The 17011-nt window shown below is 57.0% G+C and carries 16 protein-coding genes and 1 pseudogene; 10 read left to right on the forward strand and 7 right to left on the reverse strand.

Annotation, left to right across the window (positions count from 1 at the left end; all coding sequences use genetic code 11):
- Nucleotides 1-16: 16 nt before the first annotated feature.
- Both KB449_RS01410 and KB449_RS01415 read right to left on the reverse strand, forming a co-directional pair.
- Nucleotides 17-160 (reverse strand): adenylosuccinate synthetase, encoded by a 144-nt coding sequence (locus KB449_RS01410; RefSeq protein WP_282906646.1) that lies wholly within the window; start codon nucleotides 158-160, stop codon nucleotides 17-19.
- A complete protein-coding gene (locus KB449_RS01415) occupies nucleotides 153-1022 on the reverse strand; it encodes a LysR family transcriptional regulator (protein WP_282906647.1) in 870 nt (289 codons plus the stop codon). The genes KB449_RS01410 and KB449_RS01415 overlap by 8 nt, the downstream gene beginning before the upstream one ends.
- A gap of 122 nt (nucleotides 1023-1144) precedes the next feature.
- Here KB449_RS01415 and aroC point away from each other — a divergent pair, with 122 nt between their 5' ends.
- Complete coding sequence (gene aroC / locus KB449_RS01420; RefSeq protein WP_282906648.1) at nucleotides 1145-2200, forward strand: chorismate synthase; 1056 nt, start codon at nucleotides 1145-1147, stop codon at nucleotides 2198-2200.
- A 269-nt stretch (nucleotides 2201-2469) separates the two neighbouring features.
- Here the strand turns inward: aroC and KB449_RS01425 are convergent, their stop codons facing one another.
- The 3 genes from KB449_RS01425 to KB449_RS01435 all read right to left on the reverse strand — a co-directional run bounded on the left by KB449_RS01425 (nucleotide 2470) and on the right by KB449_RS01435 (nucleotide 5659).
- Complete coding sequence (locus KB449_RS01425) at nucleotides 2470-3759, reverse strand: glycoside hydrolase family 27 protein (RefSeq protein ID WP_282906649.1); 1290 nt, start codon at nucleotides 3757-3759, stop codon at nucleotides 2470-2472.
- A 115-nt stretch (nucleotides 3760-3874) separates the two neighbouring features.
- Nucleotides 3875-4762: an AraC family transcriptional regulator gene (locus KB449_RS01430; protein WP_282906650.1), complete on the reverse strand. Its 888-nt coding sequence runs from the start codon at nucleotides 4760-4762 to the stop codon at nucleotides 3875-3877.
- 30 nt (nucleotides 4763-4792) lie between these two features.
- Nucleotides 4793-5659: a helix-turn-helix transcriptional regulator gene (locus tag KB449_RS01435; protein WP_282906651.1), complete on the reverse strand. Its 867-nt coding sequence runs from the start codon at nucleotides 5657-5659 to the stop codon at nucleotides 4793-4795.
- A gap of 124 nt (nucleotides 5660-5783) precedes the next feature.
- Here KB449_RS01435 and KB449_RS01440 point away from each other — a divergent pair, with 124 nt between their 5' ends.
- The 8 genes from KB449_RS01440 to KB449_RS01475 all read left to right on the forward strand — a co-directional run bounded on the left by KB449_RS01440 (nucleotide 5784) and on the right by KB449_RS01475 (nucleotide 14063).
- Nucleotides 5784-7319, forward strand: coding sequence for a glycoside hydrolase family 31 protein (locus KB449_RS01440; protein WP_282906652.1), 1536 nt, complete (start codon nucleotides 5784-5786; stop codon nucleotides 7317-7319).
- Nucleotides 7320-7771: 452 nt separating this feature from the next.
- Entirely contained in the window at nucleotides 7772-7963 is a 192-nt protein-coding gene (locus KB449_RS01445) for a hypothetical protein (protein ID WP_282906653.1), read from the forward strand.
- 5 nt (nucleotides 7964-7968) lie between these two features.
- Nucleotides 7969-8469 (forward strand): GNAT family N-acetyltransferase, encoded by a 501-nt coding sequence (locus KB449_RS01450; RefSeq protein WP_282906654.1) that lies wholly within the window; start codon nucleotides 7969-7971, stop codon nucleotides 8467-8469.
- Between the two features lie 90 nt (nucleotides 8470-8559).
- A complete protein-coding gene (locus tag KB449_RS01455) occupies nucleotides 8560-10695 on the forward strand; it encodes a winged helix-turn-helix domain-containing protein (protein ID WP_282906655.1) in 2136 nt (711 codons plus the stop codon).
- A gap of 75 nt (nucleotides 10696-10770) precedes the next feature.
- Nucleotides 10771-11427, forward strand: a complete 657-nt coding sequence (locus tag KB449_RS01460; RefSeq protein WP_282906656.1) for a DUF4386 domain-containing protein — start codon at nucleotides 10771-10773, stop codon at nucleotides 11425-11427.
- A gap of 152 nt (nucleotides 11428-11579) precedes the next feature.
- Nucleotides 11580-12572, forward strand: a complete 993-nt coding sequence (locus KB449_RS01465; protein ID WP_282906657.1) for a cation diffusion facilitator family transporter — start codon at nucleotides 11580-11582, stop codon at nucleotides 12570-12572.
- Between the two features lie 138 nt (nucleotides 12573-12710).
- Complete coding sequence (locus KB449_RS01470) at nucleotides 12711-13151, forward strand: hypothetical protein (protein ID WP_282906658.1); 441 nt, start codon at nucleotides 12711-12713, stop codon at nucleotides 13149-13151.
- 141 nt (nucleotides 13152-13292) lie between these two features.
- Nucleotides 13293-14063 (forward strand): hypothetical protein, encoded by a 771-nt coding sequence (locus KB449_RS01475; protein WP_282906659.1) that lies wholly within the window; start codon nucleotides 13293-13295, stop codon nucleotides 14061-14063.
- Between the two features lie 337 nt (nucleotides 14064-14400).
- Here the strand turns inward: KB449_RS01475 and KB449_RS01480 are convergent, their stop codons facing one another.
- A complete protein-coding gene (locus KB449_RS01480) occupies nucleotides 14401-15519 on the reverse strand; it encodes a phosphotransferase (RefSeq protein ID WP_282906660.1) in 1119 nt (372 codons plus the stop codon).
- Between the two features lie 183 nt (nucleotides 15520-15702).
- Here KB449_RS01480 and KB449_RS01485 point away from each other — a divergent pair, with 183 nt between their 5' ends.
- Nucleotides 15703-16386, forward strand: coding sequence for a VOC family protein (locus KB449_RS01485; protein WP_282906661.1), 684 nt, complete (start codon nucleotides 15703-15705; stop codon nucleotides 16384-16386).
- Between the two features lie 274 nt (nucleotides 16387-16660).
- Here KB449_RS01485 and KB449_RS01490 read toward each other — a convergent pair.
- Nucleotides 16661-16944: pseudogene (locus KB449_RS01490) on the reverse strand (carbohydrate ABC transporter permease); the annotation flags it as partial.
- Between the last annotated feature and the right edge of the window lie 67 nt (nucleotides 16945-17011).

The raw sequence follows: 17011 nt of genomic DNA on the forward strand, positions 1-17011 counted from the left end.
GTGAGTCTAGCCTTGCCTAGTCGATCCAGACCGTCTGCTCTCTTCGGGGCCCTACGGACACGCATCCGACTTTGACGCCGGTCGTCTCTTCGACGAAGGCGATATAGCCGCGCGCCGCGGCCGGAAGCTCAGAGAATCGGCGTGCGCCGGGGTCAGTCATCCAGCATATCCATAAAGGCTTTGGCTGCGAGCGAAGGCGCCGAATCCTTGCGCAAGCCCATTCCGAAGTGCCTTGCCGGCAGCGGAACTTGTGTGTTCAGCGCCAGTAATGAGCCGCTTGCAACGCGGGAAGCGATGAAGGCTTTCGGGACGAAGGCTACGCCATAACCGCGCTCCGCGAATTCCGCGAGCATCTCAAGACTGCTCAGCTCGAAGTCGGCTTCGGCCTGGATCCCATGCGATTGGAACCATCTTTCGATAAACAGCCGGGACGAGCTGCCGGGAGACAGCATCAGAAGAGGGAGCTCCGCAAGCCGCTCCATCGATAGCGTCTCCTCGGCCCAATCGGCATGCACGCTTCCTGCGACAGCGCAATACGGCGAAGCATGGGAGACGCCTACTTGGATTTCTTCGTCCTCTACGGGCAAATGAACGAAGCCGAGGTCCAGCGAGCCCTCCTTCAACCTTTCCACGATTCTGCCGGTCCGTTCTTGCGAGAGCTGAATACGGACAGCGGGATATCGGGCATGAAAAGCGTCTAGCGAGGGGAGAAGGAAGTCTTTGACGATCGCCCCGTTTGCGCCAATCCGCAGCCGGCCCTCCTCGAATTGCTTCAGCTGCTTCATATGCCGCTCTGCCGCATCGAGTTCGGCGAATGCTTGCCGTACATAGCGGTATAAGGCTTGTCCTTCCGAAGTCAACCGGACCCCTTTGGACAGTCTGTCGAACAGCCCAATCCCGAGCGCCTCTTCAAGCTGCTTGATCGCGTAGCTTACCGAAGGCTGCGTCATATGAAGGTTTTGCGCGGCTTTGGTCAGGTTGGAAGTTTCTGCGGCCTGCAAGAAAATGCGATACCATTCCATATTTGCGATTATTTGATATCGTTCCTCTCTATGACAAACGTCGATTATTCTGATTTCATTTATTGCAAGTATAGCCCTAAACTCAAAGAGAAGAAATCTTAACGAGTCGGGGAGGCGGCGGCATGGCCGGAAGTACGTTCGGGGAACGCTTGAAAATGACGACGTTCGGGGAGTCGCATGGCGTGTCTGTCGGTGTCATTGTGGAAGGCGTTACGCCGGGCGTCGAGCTTGACGAAGCTTACATTCAGGTTCAAATGGACCGAAGGAAGCCGGGGCAGTCCTCGGTCACGACTCCGCGAAAGGAATACGATAAAATTCGCATTTTGTCAGGCGTCTTTGAAGGTCGAACGACGGGGACGCCATTATGCATCATGCTCGACAATACGGACATGATCCCTTCGGCATACGACGATCTTAAAGCCATGTTTCGGCCCGGACACGCGGATTTTACCTACGAAAAGAAGTACGGCATTCGCGACTACCGGGGGAGCGGCAGGGCTTCCGGGAGAGAGACGGCAGCGCGGGTAGCGGCCGGCGCAGTTGCGCGCAAGCTGTTGGAGAGAAGAGGCGTGTCCGTCCTGGCGTATACAACCGAGATCGGCGGCATCCGGTGCGAAACCTTCGATGCGGATGCGATCGATCGCAATATCGTGCGGGCGTGCGACGCTCAAGCGGCGGTACGCATGATCGAACAAGTGGAACGATTAGCTGCGGAAGGGGACAGCTGCGGGGGAATCGTGGAGTGCAGGATCGGCGGCGTCGAGGCGGGGCTCGGAGAGCCTGTGTTTGACAAATTGGACGCGGAGCTTGCGAAAGCGATGCTGTCTGTCGGCGCGATCAAGGGAATTGAATTCGGAGCGGGCTTTCAGGCTGCTTCGATGCGGGGGAGCGAGCACAACGACCAGATGGATGCGGGCGGCTTTCTGACAAACCATGCGGGCGGCATCGTCGGCGGCATCAGTACCGGCTCGGACATTGTGTTCCGAGTCGCCGTCAAGCCCACATCATCGATCTCTACCGCGCAAAGGACCGTTGACGCGGATGGCCGGGAGCGGGAGATCTCGACGATCGGCAGGCACGACCCGTGTATTTGCCCCCGGATCGTTCCTGTGATCGAAGCAATGGCGTGCATGGTGATTGAGGATCATTACAAGAGACAAACGGCTCTGCTAGACTAGGTTGATGAAACTAGGCAACGACATAAAACCGATTAAACCCGAGGGGTGTACGCAGGCGGCAAGAAGTCTCAACCAGAAACAAACTTAGCTCGTACGCGGCGAACCTGCCGCAAGAGGTCCCAACCAGAAACAAACGCAGCCTGAACGCGGCGATCCCGCCGCAAGAAGTCTCAACCAGAAACAAATCGAGTCCCGGACGCCAACGTCCGAGACTCGATTATTCTCAAACCCAAAACAACCCCAAAAACCGGCAAGCTCGTAGTCCCACGCTAGCTCAACCTCACCAATCGCGCCCCATGCGACGCGACCTCCAGCTCGAGCCGCTCTCCAACCGGCGCAAGCGCCGATGAAGCCCACATATCGAACGCCTTGGCGTCGTCGGCGCGTCCGCGCCAGCCGAGCGCGTCCAGCCCGACGCCGACCCGCAGCGGCGAGTCGCCAACATTAAACAGCGCGACATAGCGCACGCCGTCAGGCCCGTTCGATGTCCAGACGATGCGGTCCCCGTCCCGCGACACCAGTCTGGCGTCCGTTCCGTCGCGATGCATGGCGAGCACGTCGCGGTTCGTGAGCAGCGACAGCGTCCAGTCGTCGTTGTCGTTCAGTTCGCCGCCGAAAAACAGAGGCGAGCGGAACAGCGTCCATAGCGTCATCATCGTCACCTGCTCGTCCCTGCTGAAGCGCGTCCAGCGGTCCGCGCCGCCGCCGTCGACCGAGCGGATGCCGATGTGTCCGAGCGGCAGCATGTCGCAGTCGGGCCAATGTCCCGGTCCCGTCCGGCCCTGCCACTGCTCGCAGCGGTCGAACATGTCGAGCAGCGGCTCCCACAGGTCCCAGAAATCGTCGGTCATCCGCCACATATTGGCGTTCGCCTCCAGGAAGTCGGCGTGAGCGAGCGGCGCCGGTCCCGGCGACAGGCTCAGCGTCATCGGACGTCCGCAGCGGTCGATCGCCCACCGAATCATCGCGATCTCCGGCAGATGCGTATCGTACAGCCGAGATGCGGCGATATCGTCCACTTTGACGAAGTCGACACCCCACTGCGCATACAGCTGGAACAACGAGTCATAGTAGGCCTGCGCGCCTTCCTTGGATGCGTCCACGCCGTACATGTCGGTGTTCCACGGGCAGATCGAGTTCGGATGCGCGATATCGCGCGCGGTGTCGGATGTGCCTTTGATCGCCGTGGCGGCATGCGCGGCCTGGCGCGGGATGCCCCGCATGATGTGGATGCCGAATTTAAGTCCGAGATCATGAATGTAGTCGGCAAGCGGCTTGAAGCCCCGGCCGTCCGCCGCGGACGGGAACCGGTTCACGGCGGGCATCAGCCGCGAATATTCGTCCATCTCGAGCGGCACGAACGAACGGTACTGCGAGGAGACGGCGCCCGGCTCGTACCACTGAATATCGACGACGACGTATTCCCAGCCAAATTCCTTCAGATGCGCGGCCATATAGTCGGCATTGGCGCGGATTTCCTTTTCCGTCACGGCTGCGCCGTAGCAGTCCCAGCTGTTCCAGCCCATGGGCGGCGTCGGGGCGATCAGATGATGATGCAAGCGGAGACACTCCCTGTACAAGAGATATTATTGCGGTCATGTCCTCATCATAATGCCGACGGAACTTGCTGAGAACCGTAATTTCAGATGATGGATAGCACAAAATTGCTGTCCGTCACGAATCGTAGAACAGCCGGCTGTACGGGAGCTGGCGGCCTTCGCGATACTGCCCCGGCGTCTGGCCGGTCAGCTTGCGGAACACTTTGATAAAATAACTGCCGCTCGAGTACCCGACGGCCGAAGCGATCGCTTCGACGCTCCAGTCGGTCCGGCCGAGTAGCTCGACGGAACGCTCGATGCGCACGCGGTTCAGATAATCGTTGGGCGTCTGGCCGACATAACGCGAGAACGTCCTGAGGAAGTGATACTTGGACAAGCCCGACTCGGCAGCCAGCTGCGATTGGCCGACCATCTCGGCGTAGTTCGCGTCGATGAAGCGGACAGCCGCGCGGACGGCATCCGGCCATGCGTCCCATTCCCGGTCTGGCGCCGACGCGAAGCGGGCGAGCGCCATGACGAATTGATAGACGTGGGAGGAAGCGGTGAACGGGTCGGTTATTTTGCCGCCGCGCGCTTCCTCGAAGATCGCCCGCAGCTTGCGGATCGGGGCGCTGCCTGACGGCAGCTCGATGATATCTCCCAGCTTCGACTTGATCGCCTCCCAGGCGGGGAGGAGGAGACGCGGCCTGAACAGCAGAAAATAAAAGGTCCACTCCGCATGGTCCGCCGGCAGATAGTAGCGATGGTCTCCGGGAATCTCGACGAGGAAGGCCGAGCCCGGGCGGACGTCTTCCCGTCGCTCCCCGATCTCGACGGCACCCTGGCCGGCCAGCGTGTACTGAAAGAGCAGGAGCGGCCCGTCGTCGCGCGTCAGGCCGTCCCAGCGATACGCGGCGCTGACCTCCCGCTCCCGTCCGACCGCGAATAAGCCGCATAACGGCAGCTCCGGGGAATCGGCGAAGCGGAAGCCGTAGGTGCCGTATTCGGCGGCGGCTTCGATCATGTCATCGTCTCCTTTTCGCACCCCTCAAGGTCAATCGTAGTAGATGGCATCGTACGGGAACTCCAGCTTCTTGTTCCGGTACGCGACCGGCGACATATTCATATATTCTCGGAACACCTTGCCGAAGTAGCTGGGGCTGTCGAAGCCGCACCGCCTGCCCACTTCCTGAACCGGCAGATCCGTCGTTCGGAGCATCGCGATCGCGGCTTCAACCCTTCTGTCCCGCAGATAGGCAAGCGGCGAGGTGTGCTCGGCTTTTTGGAACAGTCTGCAAAAATGATATTTGTTCACTCCAAGCTCCCGGGCGATCGCATCCAGCGTTAAGGGCGAAGCGAAGTTCGCCTTCATCAGCCGCTTGGCTTCATGCAGCAGCGTGTGAGACTTCGAGCTGACTTCCCGTCCCGCATCACGGCTGGATTGGAGCAGCGCGAGCATCCACTCGTAGGCGAGGACCGACAAGCGGTACTTATCCGTGATCTTCTCTTCGGAGACAGTCCGATAGAGCTTCCACAGCTGCGAGATTAAGGGAGAGTCCGCATCCCTGCGAATGACCGCCCCTTCCTGCGCCAGGACGAGATCCCAGATCCGGCTGGCTTCGTCGCCCCGCAGATTAAGCCAGAGCACTTCCCAAGGGGCGCCATTCTCCTCGTAGTAATAACGGTGGTTGCCCGGAATCCGGACAAGGAACGCCGACCCTTTCGGCAAGCGGACCCGCCGCTGCTCGTATTCGATCCAGCCTTCGCCGCTAAGCGTATATTGGAAGACGACATGTCCGCAGTCCGGACGGTCATCGCCAGAGAAGGCGTATCCGGCGTTCGCGATGTGCTGCCAGCCGATCGAATCGACGGTCAACATCGATTGCTCTTCATGGCGAAATCCGTAGACGGAAGGCTCCATCTTCTATTTATCTCCCATTTCGTCAAAGTCAATTTTGTTATAGTATAGCGCACAAACTTAAGATTGTCCCCCAACAGGCCCGGCGGTAATATCGAGGTACGAAGCCGTCCCTTAAGGAGGAAATATGAAATACGAGACAATCCGCATCGCATTGCTGGAAAATGAATATTGGTGGGGCGGGGCCGTAAGCGATGGCGTGCAGATGCCGTTTGGCGGCCGCGACCACTGGAGAGATCTGTACGGCGATGCCGGCTATAACCAGGCGAGTCCGCTGCTGCTCTCCAGCCGGGGGAGGAGCGTATGGTCGGAAGCGCCGTTCCACTTCGCCTTCAAGGACGGCGCGCTGACCGTCTCAGGGCAAGCGGGAACGATCAAGATCGAGCAAAACGGGGGAAATCTGCGGGAGGCGTTCGGTCATGCCGCGCGCACGTATTTTCCGGCGTCGGGCGCCTCTCCGGATCCGCTGTTTTTTAACGTGCCGCAGTACAATACCTGGATGGAGATGAGCTACGAACCGACGCAGGAGAAGGTGCTGGCTTATGCGGAAGCGATCGTCGCGAACGGATTTCCGTCCGGCATCCTGATGATCGACGACAATTGGCACGAGGATTACGGCACGCTGACGTTCCATGCGGGGCGCTTCCCGGATCCCAGGGCGATGGTCGAAAGGCTGCATGCGCTCGGGTTTCGCGTGATGCTGTGGGTCAGCCCGTTCGTCAGCCCCGACGGGGAGGTGTTCCGGTATCTTCACCGGCAGGGGTTTTTGCTGCGGGAAGCGGACGGCGAGCCTGTCATCCGCAAGTGGTGGAACGGCTACAGCGGGATCTTGGACGGCACGAACGAGGGCGCCCTGAACTGGTTCAACGGGCAGCTTGATCGTCTTATCGAGAAGTATGGAATCGACGGATTCAAGCTGGATGCCGGAGATCCGCAGTACTACAAGCCTTCGGACGTCGGCGCAAGGCCAGCGACGCCGAACGAGCAGTGCGAAGCATGGGCGCGGCTGGGACTCCGGTATGCGTTCAATGAATACCGGGCCTGCTGGAAGCTGGCCGGCCAGCCGATCGTCCAGCGCCTGAGCGACAAAAATCACAGCTGGATCGGGGACGGTCTCGCCAGCTTGATCCCGAACGGCCTGGCGCAAGGGCTGGTTGGCTACGCGTTCAACTGCCCGGACATGGTCGGCGGCGGCCAGTACGAGGACCTGATCCGTCCCGACTTCGAGGTCGATCAGGAGCTGTTCGTGCGGTACGCGCAGTGCTCGGCGCTGTTCCCGATGATCCAGTTTTCCACGGCGCCCTGGCGAGTGCTGGATGAACGGCACTTGGCTTATTGCCTGGAGGCCGCCAAGCTTCACTGCACGCTCGGACCCGAGATCGAGCAGCTCGTCCGGCAGTCCGCGGCGTCGGGCGAGCCGATCATGCGGCATATGGCGTACGCGTTCCCGGAGGGCGGCTTCGAGACCGTCTCCGACCAGTTCATGCTGGGGAACGACATTTTGGCGGCGCCGGTATTGGAAAAAGGAGCGACCTCGCGAAAAGTCGCCTTCCCGCAAGGGACATGGCAGGGCGACGACGGCAGCTCCGTGAGTGGCCCGTGCACGGTCGAAGTGGAGGCGCCGTTGTCCAGGCTGCCCTGGTATCGCCGCGAACAAGCATAGAAGCATAGGTTAAACGGAAGAGCCCATCACGCAGCGGGCTCTTTTTGTTATTAGGATTAATAGGCGGAATCGTGCAAAAGGTTCGCGTAATTGTCCGAAGGCCAGCCGGCGGCATTCCGTTCATGCTGCCGCTTACCTCGGATACGGAGCAAATCGCCCGCGTTTAACTACGAGACGGATGCTTCTAATTTTAAACTGTTCGAGTCGTTCGTGGAGGCGTGCGAGTGTTCGTATCAGATTCAAGCGTTGTTAGTTTGATCCAAGAAAGTACTAGAACACGGAATTGGTAATTCTACTAAACTTACTACGTTTATATATGGTAGAATATAGTATTACGTGATATATTGCAGATAAGTAATTGAAATAATTTCCTATCGCGTATCTCATAATGTTTACTAGGATACAAACATGGACATCATTCTAGGGTAAGCAACTCTAGGAGGTGTCTAGCGGTGAAAAAAGGGAGGAGATTAAAGATGCCTACTGCTGCGACGAAGCCCATACGTCCTACCAAAGCAAGTTTTAACTCTTCTGAGGAAAAGCAAAAGTTTATCGACTATGCTACTCAAACAAAAAAAACAGAGTCGGTAGGCATGGATAAGGTTAGAGAAATGGTTCGTAACCATAGAGAAAAAAGGAAGTAATCATTTTGCTTGAGTGGGACTTCATCGATCAAAAATATATGACCAAAATTGAGGATTTTCAATGTAGCGACGAACCAAGCGTCCGAGCATTTCTTCAAGAAGAGGCTTTGTCTTTCCATAACCTTGGGATTGCCAAAACAAAGTTATTTTTTGATGATGAAGACAATCTTGTCGGATATTTTACGCTATACAACGACATGATGACGATAGGCAGAAAGAAACGTAGACGACACAATTTAAACGAACTGCCGTCATATAAATATTATCCCGCAATTAAATTACATTACATGGGCGTTGACCAGCGGTTTAGAAACAGAGGATTCGGGGCGTACCTTCTCTCCTCGGCGATGGTTGCGGCTAAAGAAGTATCAGAGCAATCCGGATGCCTTTTCCTTACAGTAGAATCGCTAAAAAGTGCTATAGGATTCTATTACAAATACGAATTTAACAAATTGAATGTCAATGGCTCTTACCTCAATATGTTTCTTAAACTAAATGAATTGTAGCGCGACCACTTCCTCTCCGAAGTGGTTTTTTATGATTGCCCCGACAAGTCCGCTCTTTGATGACGCCATCCCCGATGGTAAGATATAACTATGTCGACGACGATACTAGCCACCAAATTTCATATGCCGCCGCGCCGCCCCGGCACGGTGCTTCGCCGGCGGCTGATCGATAAGCTGCAGCAGGGCTTGCACCGCAAATTGACCCTGATCTCCGCTCCCGCAGGTTACGGAAAAACGTCGCTGGCCGGCGAATGGATCGCCGATTGCGGGCGGCCGGCCGCATGGCTGTCCTTGGACGAAGCTGACGGCGAGATCGCGCGCTTCCTGGCCTGCTTCATCGCGTCCCTGCAGACGATCGAGGAGAAGATCGGGCATGGCGTCCTTGCCGTGCTTCAATCGCCGGAGCCGCCGCCGATAGAGCCGGTTCTCTCCGCGCTCGTCGAGGAGACGGCGGGCATGGCGCCGTTCATTCTCGTCCTGGACGATTATCACGCAGCGGCATCGATGCCCGTCGACGCTGCCGTTGCTTTCTTGCTCGATCATCTGCCCGCACATGCCCATCTGGCGATCGTCACCCGCGAGGACCCGCTTATCCCGGTGGCGCGGCTGCGGGCGCGGGACCAGATGACCGAATTGCGCGCGGCCGACATGCGATTTACATCGGCCGAGATCCAAGACTTCCTGAACGGCGTCATGGGACTTCGTCTGCCCGCGGATCAAGTAGGCGTACTGGAATCCCGCACGGAAGGCTGGATCGCCGGCTTGCAGCTCGCTGCGCTCTCGATCCAGGGCGACCGCGGGTCGGACCGCTTTATGCAGTCGATCTCCGGCAGCCATCGATTCGTGCTGGATTATCTGGTCGAAGAGGTTCTGCATCGGCAGCCCGAAGCCGTTCAGGATTTTCTGGTGCACACCTCCATCCTCGACCGCCTGTGCGGTTCGCTTTGCGATGCGCTGCTGACCGATCCCAAGGCAACGGGTCGCCATCGGCTGCTTGATCTTGAACGCCAGAATTTGTTCATCGTCCCTCTGGACCATGAACGACGGTGGTATCGATATCATCACTTGTTTGCCGAATCCTTGCAGAGAAAGCTGCAGGATCGTCTGGACGCGAGCGGCATCGCGGAATTGCATGGCCGAGCAAGCGCATGGTATGAAGCGCAAGGCTTCGAGCTTGAAGCGTTCGGCCATGCCGCGAAGGCGGCCGATATCGACCGCGCCGCACGGCTGCTCGAGGGCAACGGGATGCCGCTGCATCTTCGCGGAGCTGCAGGTCTCGCGCTGCAATGGCTGGCTTCGCTGCTTCGAGCCGAATTGGACGCCAGGCCGGCTTTGTGGGTCATGTACGGATCGGCGCTGCTGATCGCGGGGAAGCCGACGCATATTGAGCCCAAGCTGCGAGCCGCGGAAGCGGCGTTCCAAGACGCCCCTCAGGATGCCCGCGTCCAGGACTGGATCGGGGTAATCGCCGCGACCCGGGCCGCGGTGGCCTCGCTCGCGCTGGCTGCGACGCCGGTCGGCTCCGAGCTCAAATTGCAGTCAGCCGAAGCTACCATGCAAGCGTCGGCGCAGGACGACAAGACCGAAGACTTGATCGGACTGATCGCGCCCGTCAAGGATGCGGGGGCAAGCGCAAGCGCCGAGATATTGGACCGGGTGATCGCCCAGTCCAGCCGCGCATTGGCTTACCTTGGGCCGGACCAGCTATCCGTGCGGACGTCTGCCGCATGGATGCTTGGCGTCGCGTGCCAACGGCGGGGAGACTATGCGGGGGCCAGACAGGCGTACCGCCAAGTCGTCTCTTACAGCCACCAGCTTGGCCACACGCTAATGGCGGTCCTGTCATGGATCGGACTCGGCCAGATCGAGGAGGCGGACGGCCAGCCGGAAGCGGCAGCCTCGAGCTACGAAGAAGCGCTCCGGCTGGCCGGCGATCTGCCGCTTCCGGCGCTGCGCGAAGCGCAGGACGGTCTTCGGCGCGCGAGGCAGGACTGCCAGCCGGGAGCGAAGGGCGGCTTGATCGAGCCGCTCAGTCCGCGCGAGCTCGAGGTGCTGGCCCTCATCGCCGAGGGACTCTCCAACCGGGACATCGGCGAGCGGCTGTTCTTGGCCCTGGACACGGTCAAAGGGCACAATCGAAGGATTTTCGAGAAGCTGCAGGTGCAGAGGCGCACGGAAGCGATCGCGCGCGCCCAAGCGTTGAATCTGCTCCCGCCTCCCCGATAACCACACTAAAGTGTCTACGGTTCGTCGCGCCCCCTTCGCTATAATTCGGGTAACACAAGCGAAGGGGAGATCCGCATGAATGGATTGGCAAAAGCGGCAGGCGCGCTTTTTTTGGTATCGACGGCGGCGTACATGATCGGGAGCGGGCTGCTGAATCCCGTCCTCCAAGGGTCCGAAGTTCTTGGGCGTATAGACGGAGCGCGAACAAGCGTAATCGCGGGAACGCTGCTGGAGCTCGTCAATGCTGCGGCGGTCGCGGGAATCGCGATGCTGCTGTATCCGATATTAAAAAAGCGGCATGAGGCGTTTGCGCTGGGCTATTTCGGTTCGAGGATCATCGAGTCCGCAATTCTGATCGTCAGTTTAATCGTTCCGGTCGTTTTTCTGATGTTCGGTGAAAAGGATGCGGCTACCGCGGCAGCGGATCGTTCCGTCTATCAGGCGATTGCGGATTGGGCGGTAGAAGCGCATTATATGCTCTTTGAACTGGCCATGATCGTGCTGGGATTGGGAAGCCTGCCGTTCTGTTACATTCTCTATCGCTTCAGGCTGGTGCCGCGATTTTTGCCCGTGTTCGGCTTCGTCGGCTATGCCGGCCTATTGACGAGCAGCTGCCTGGCGCTGGCCGGCCGGGATATGGGGACCGCTCTGTATATTCCGGGAGCCATCTTCGAAATCGGACTTCCGCTCTGGCTCATTTTTAAGGGCGTTAATCCGCGGACGGAAGGTTAGTTGGATACCATTATAATTTATCCATTAATGGGTAATCCCATTATAGTGGATGAAGGATCCCGCGCATGATATGAAAACGCAAAGTTAGCGCGACCGTCGCCCTGTTCTTAACTTAGAAAGCTCTTGACATCAATTAGGAGGGACTATGCATCGTGGAATCTGACAGGCAACGGACAGGCTTTATCGCATTATTGAAAAAAGGCAATACCTCTTCGGCTACGGCTGCCATCGGCAACACCGGGGTGGCGATCGTCAAGGGCATCGCGGCGGTAACGACGGGCAGCGGGGCGATGTTCGCATCGACCATGCACTCGATCGCCGATGCCGTGAATCAAGCTTTCGTATTCGCCGGCAGCGTGTTAGCCGAGAAAAAGCCGACGCGCCGCTTCCCCACCGGATTCGGCCGGGTCATTAACCTGTTTTGTATGGTGGCCGTCATCGTCGTCACCGTGATGGCTTACGAGACCATCCTGGAAGGTTTCCATCTGCTGGCGCACCCTTCCGCAGAATCGCATGGCTTTTGGTTTAATCTCATTGTGCTGCTCCTGTCTGTCGCGGTCGACGGATTTGTTCTTATAAAAGCGATGAAGGAAATCGTGCATGAATCGCGTACGGAAGCGAAGGGACTGGCGATCGTCCCTCAGGCCTTCAAAAACGTAGGACGTGCCGCGCCGCCGACGCGCCTGGTCTTTTACGAAGATCTTGTCGCGACGACCGGTGCGCTTCTGGCGCTTCTGGCTGTTGTCGTTACGTCGCTGACGAGCTTTGCGTTGCTGGACGGCATCTCGACCATCCTCATCGGCTTGCTGATGGTCGGGGTAGCGTTCAAGGTCGGTTACGATAATATGGTCGGGCTCATCGGCGTATCCGCTCCCCGCGATGTCGAGGACAAAGTCGCGCAGATCATTTTCTCCAACAGCTACGTGACCGATATTTATCAAATGCGGATTTTGCAGGAAGGCCGTTACTACCACGTCGAGGGACTGATCGAGCTGCGCCCCGGTCTAACGCTTGCGGACGCGGACGATATCAAGTTCAAGATAAGAGATCGCTTGCTGCTGGACAGCGACATTGCAGATGTGACGATCGGGATTATCGAAGACAACGGCGTGAAGAACTGGAATCCGGAGCCCGTGAATTCTTAAGCGCATTAACTGGTAGCCTGCCGGCGCAATCCGGCGGGCTTTTTTATGTGGAGCGGAGGCGGTCGAGCAACTTTTGAAGAAAGCTTAACGTTCTAAGCTTGTAACAGGTATTTCCACTATTGGGATGGGGGGGGCGGAATGAGAGTTTTTACGGTCATTTTGTTGCTTCTGTGCATCGCTGCGACCGGCTGCGCGAACGATGCGGGCACAAAGGGGAAGGTCGTGCTGAACGGAAAAGAAATTGTATCCGTGAAGCTTGAATGCGCGGAGTTTTGCAAGCAAGCGGGGACTCCGTTTGCTGAAAAGACGTTTACGAAAGAAAATGGCGAAGAGCTCAAGGTATTCCACAAGGCGATCGTTAACGCAGAAAAAATAAATGGGGAAGTGGATTATGGCGTCATCTTCTTCATGAATCTCTCGTTCGAGGATGGCAAGCAAAAGAAATACGTACTTAACGTCGCAGACGAAGCGGGCAGAACCGCCTTGCTCGTGGACACGGACGATAGCAGCCAGGGATACACGATATCCAAAGGACTAACGAACGAACTGAGAAGCGTTATTTATGGGGCTAACGATTAAGATGGAGCAGGTTGGCGATTGACAGCGGTAATTCCTGCGTGATATTTTGGCAATAGAATAAAGGCCATGCAACCTTCGGGTTCAACCTCGCTGCAAAGTGGGTTGAGCCCTTTTTGCATTTCAAATTCGGGGAGGATACGTATGCTTAGAACGGAACGGCTGCTGCAGCGGCTGGGCGAGATCGGCCAATCGCTCGAACGGACGGGAGGCGCGCTTTTATTGTTAGGCGTCGGTTCCGTCGGGGTCGAGACGGCGCGGTTGGATGAATATTCGGATCTGGATTTCTTTGTTATCGCGAAGCCGGGGGAGAAGAGCAGATACCTCGATCGTCTGGATTGGCTCGAAGACACATTTCCGCTTGCCTATGCCTTTAAAAATTCCGACGCCGGTTACAAGATTCTGTTCGAGGACGGCATATTCGGGGAATACGCGATATTCGAGGAGCGCGAGCTGGCGAACGCCGCCTATCCGGAGGGCCGAGTCGTCTGGAAGGATCCTGCGTATCAAAACCTCGCCATCGCCAAGTCTGCCATTCCGATCCCCGGCCTCAAAGCAGAATCGTTGGACTTTCCATTGAACGAGGCTTTAACCAATCTTTACGTAGGTCTCGGCCGCTTCGCAAGGGGAGAGCGCCTATCCGCCGCAAGGTTCATCCAAGGCTACGCGATTGACCGAATTCTGTCGGTGCTTCACCTTCTGGAGCCCGAGGTCGATTACTATCCCGATCCGTTTGGCAACGAGAGACGATTGGAGAAAAGATTCCCCCGCTTCGCGACGATCGTCGGGGACATGATGCAAGGATACGACCGCGTCCCCGAATCGGCCCTGCGCATCTTGGCGTTTTTGGAAGAGGCGTATCCGGTCAATCCGAGGATGTGCGAGGAGATTCGGCGATTGGCTGAGCGGGTTTGACTGTAGAAGCCGGAGCTGTTGTAAAGGTCTCTTTGCCAGACGTGCGGGCGACAGAAGGGCAGCCAACGGAGGCGAGGAAGCGCTGTACAGCGTCACATAGCGGTGCCGGATAGCCAACGGAGGCGAAGAGGCGCTGTACAGCGTCACATGGCGGTGCCGGATAGCCAACGGAGGTAAAGAGGCGCTGTACAGCGTTACATGGCGGTGCCGGATAGCCAACGGAGGCGAAGAGGCGCTGTAGAGCGTTACATCGTCCGATCGAGCAGACAACCGGGACGAAGAGGCGCTGTACAACGTCACATGGCAGTATAGGCCAGCCAACAGGGGCCAAGAGGCGCTAAGTAGCGCCTCCAGCCATTTCAATTGACGCTTCCGCAAGCTCAAGCAAATGCAACGCAACCGCGCAGCGTTCATTCCATTTAGCCGGAACCTCATCGGTTTCGGGGAGGCGAGAAAGCTGCTCGAACAGGCTGGGAAACATCATTCCGCACCGTATGCCGGCAGAAGCCATAAACCCGAATTTAGCTAATCGATCATCTCCGCGCCACCCGGCTTTACGCAGACCTCCGCAGTATCGAATCGCCATATCATCCGCAAATGCCCGCTTATCGGGTAGATGGCCAAGATCCGAGTTCAGGCTCAAGCCGTAATAACGTCCCAACTCCTCCCCGACACCGGCAAGACCGCAATTGGACCAATCGATCATCGTCAGCCCGCGGCCTGCAGAAGGAAACAGGTTCGGCTTCCAGGCATCGTTGTGGGTGAATACTTTCGGAAGCTTCTGAAGGCTTGCCAGCAGCAGCTCCCTGTTTTGACAAAACGACAGATAGCGTTCAAAAGTGCCTTCGGGCAAAAGTTCTTTTACGCGCGATTGAGCCCATGTCTCTTCAAGTCTTGCGATACCGCTGTCGTATTTATCGCACTCGTGCGTCCAGGACTGGAGGAAACCACGGCATAGCCAAGGTTCAGAAGGCAGCGGGAGACCGGCAAGATAGGCGCCGTTAAACTGCCCTAGCATCTCGGCAATCTCCCCGTACCTTGGCAGCTCCCATGGTCCATCCAAGTGTTCGGTAATCTCCTCCAGCCACATCCGCCATGTGCCGTCATCCCCTTGCTCGACGCCATAACACTGCGGCGCCCGCACCGGCTCGGGGAGCGTCTTGAGCAGCCCGGATTGGTAGAGCAGCGGCTCGCGTTTCCAATAGCAGTAGTGGTTGGGATCATCCGTCTCGGGCGCCGGAATGATCACTTTGAGGATAAAGGACCAGTCGAGCGTCATCCTGTCGACAAGCACCTTCCCAGTAATGCGATATAAGGCGTCCGTCACCGTATTCGACGCTTTCCAATTCAGCTTGGTCATAGACCAATCGGCCAGCGATAGTTCATCTGCGTTGAATTTGACGGCAAGATGGCGGACGATCTGTTGTTTTGAGATTGCCGCTTGCAAGTCGGGCATGGGCGCTCCTCCAATTTTGGCTTTTATGAGGACAGAACCATGGTAACATTGCAGTATAGGAAATGGGAATAATCGGGCGCAAAGGTTTGTAGGAGGGAGTCCATTTTACTGGAAGAAGAGATGGTTCGGATCGATGGCAACCCGGGACACTAGTTTTGTGCAACAAGACGAGGAGGGGCTTGTTTGAGAATACAACATGTCCAATTACTGACGAAACACTTAGGACAACTAAAGGCATTTTATATAAACGAACTTGGACTTCCCCTGGCGAAAGATTCCGATAATACGTTTACTGTGGGCATCGGGCGCTCGGGGCTTACTTTTGTGCAGACTCGTAATGCCGAGGACCCCTTTTATCATTTTGCGTTCGACATCCCTCGGAATAAAATCGATGAATCCATCGCGTGGTTACAATCGATCGGCGTTGCCATCCATGTGTTCCCGGATTATTCCAACCGCGTATACTCCGAATCTTGGAATTCAACCTCCATTTATTTTCACGACGCGGGGGGAAATATCGTTGAATTCATCGCAAGACACGATTGCGGCCCTGACATCGATACGCCGTTTACGGCTGACAGTCTTATCAGCATTAGCGAGATCGGGCTTGTCGTTAGCGACGTGAACAAGGTTAAAGACGCGATGCACGCCGATTGTTTTATAAACGAGTATAAAAATGGCCATGAATCGTTTGCTGCCGTAGGGGACGAAGACGGATTGTTCATTTTGTCGGCGACCGGTAGAGTATGGCTTGGTTCCGATATAAAAGCGCAAGTGTTTAAAACGGAAGTTACGGTTGAAGGAAGTCAAGCCGGCGTGTACGCGGTTGGTGAGTATCCGTATACGCTGTCGTTTGTTGGTTCGTAGTACCGGATAAAAAAAGGGCGGTCCCTTTGTCCAGAACGGGGGCGCCCTATTAAACGAAGTTAACCTTCGACTGACCAACTCACGTCGTTCCGGTCAATCGTCACGCGGACTGTCCGGCCTTCCGTCGTGTACACGATGGAGGCTGCTTGGCGTTCGTCGTCGAGGTCGAACTTCTGAAGGCTGGTGGCCGGGGATCCGGTCGCAGCCGGCTGCGGTAAGACAATGCAGGCGATGCCCGCCGTTCCGTTCGCTTGGCCGCCCATCGACAGAACGGCAGGATCGTGGTGAGCATCGCGTATTCCGCGCCCAGCCAGTTGATCGGGGAAGAGATCAGATGGTATTTCATCAGGAATTGATTGGCCATGCCATTGTACGCGTTGAAAATAATGAAGAAGACGATGGACATGACGGCGTCGCTGATAATCGTGGGCAAGAAATAAATGGCCCGCAGCAGCTGTCTGCCGCGAAATGCCTTATTCAGAACGACCGTCAGACCAGCGAGATCGGCAGCGTCAGGATGAGCTTGCCGCCTGCGTAGATAAACGTGTTTTTCACCGAAGCCGCGCCGTAGCCGGGATAATCGTAAGAGAGAGGAGAAAGTGACTGTGAGGGGGGAGATTATGGT

Source organism: Cohnella hashimotonis, assembly GCF_030014955.1.
Classification (GTDB): domain Bacteria; phylum Bacillota; class Bacilli; order Paenibacillales; family Paenibacillaceae; genus Cohnella; species Cohnella hashimotonis.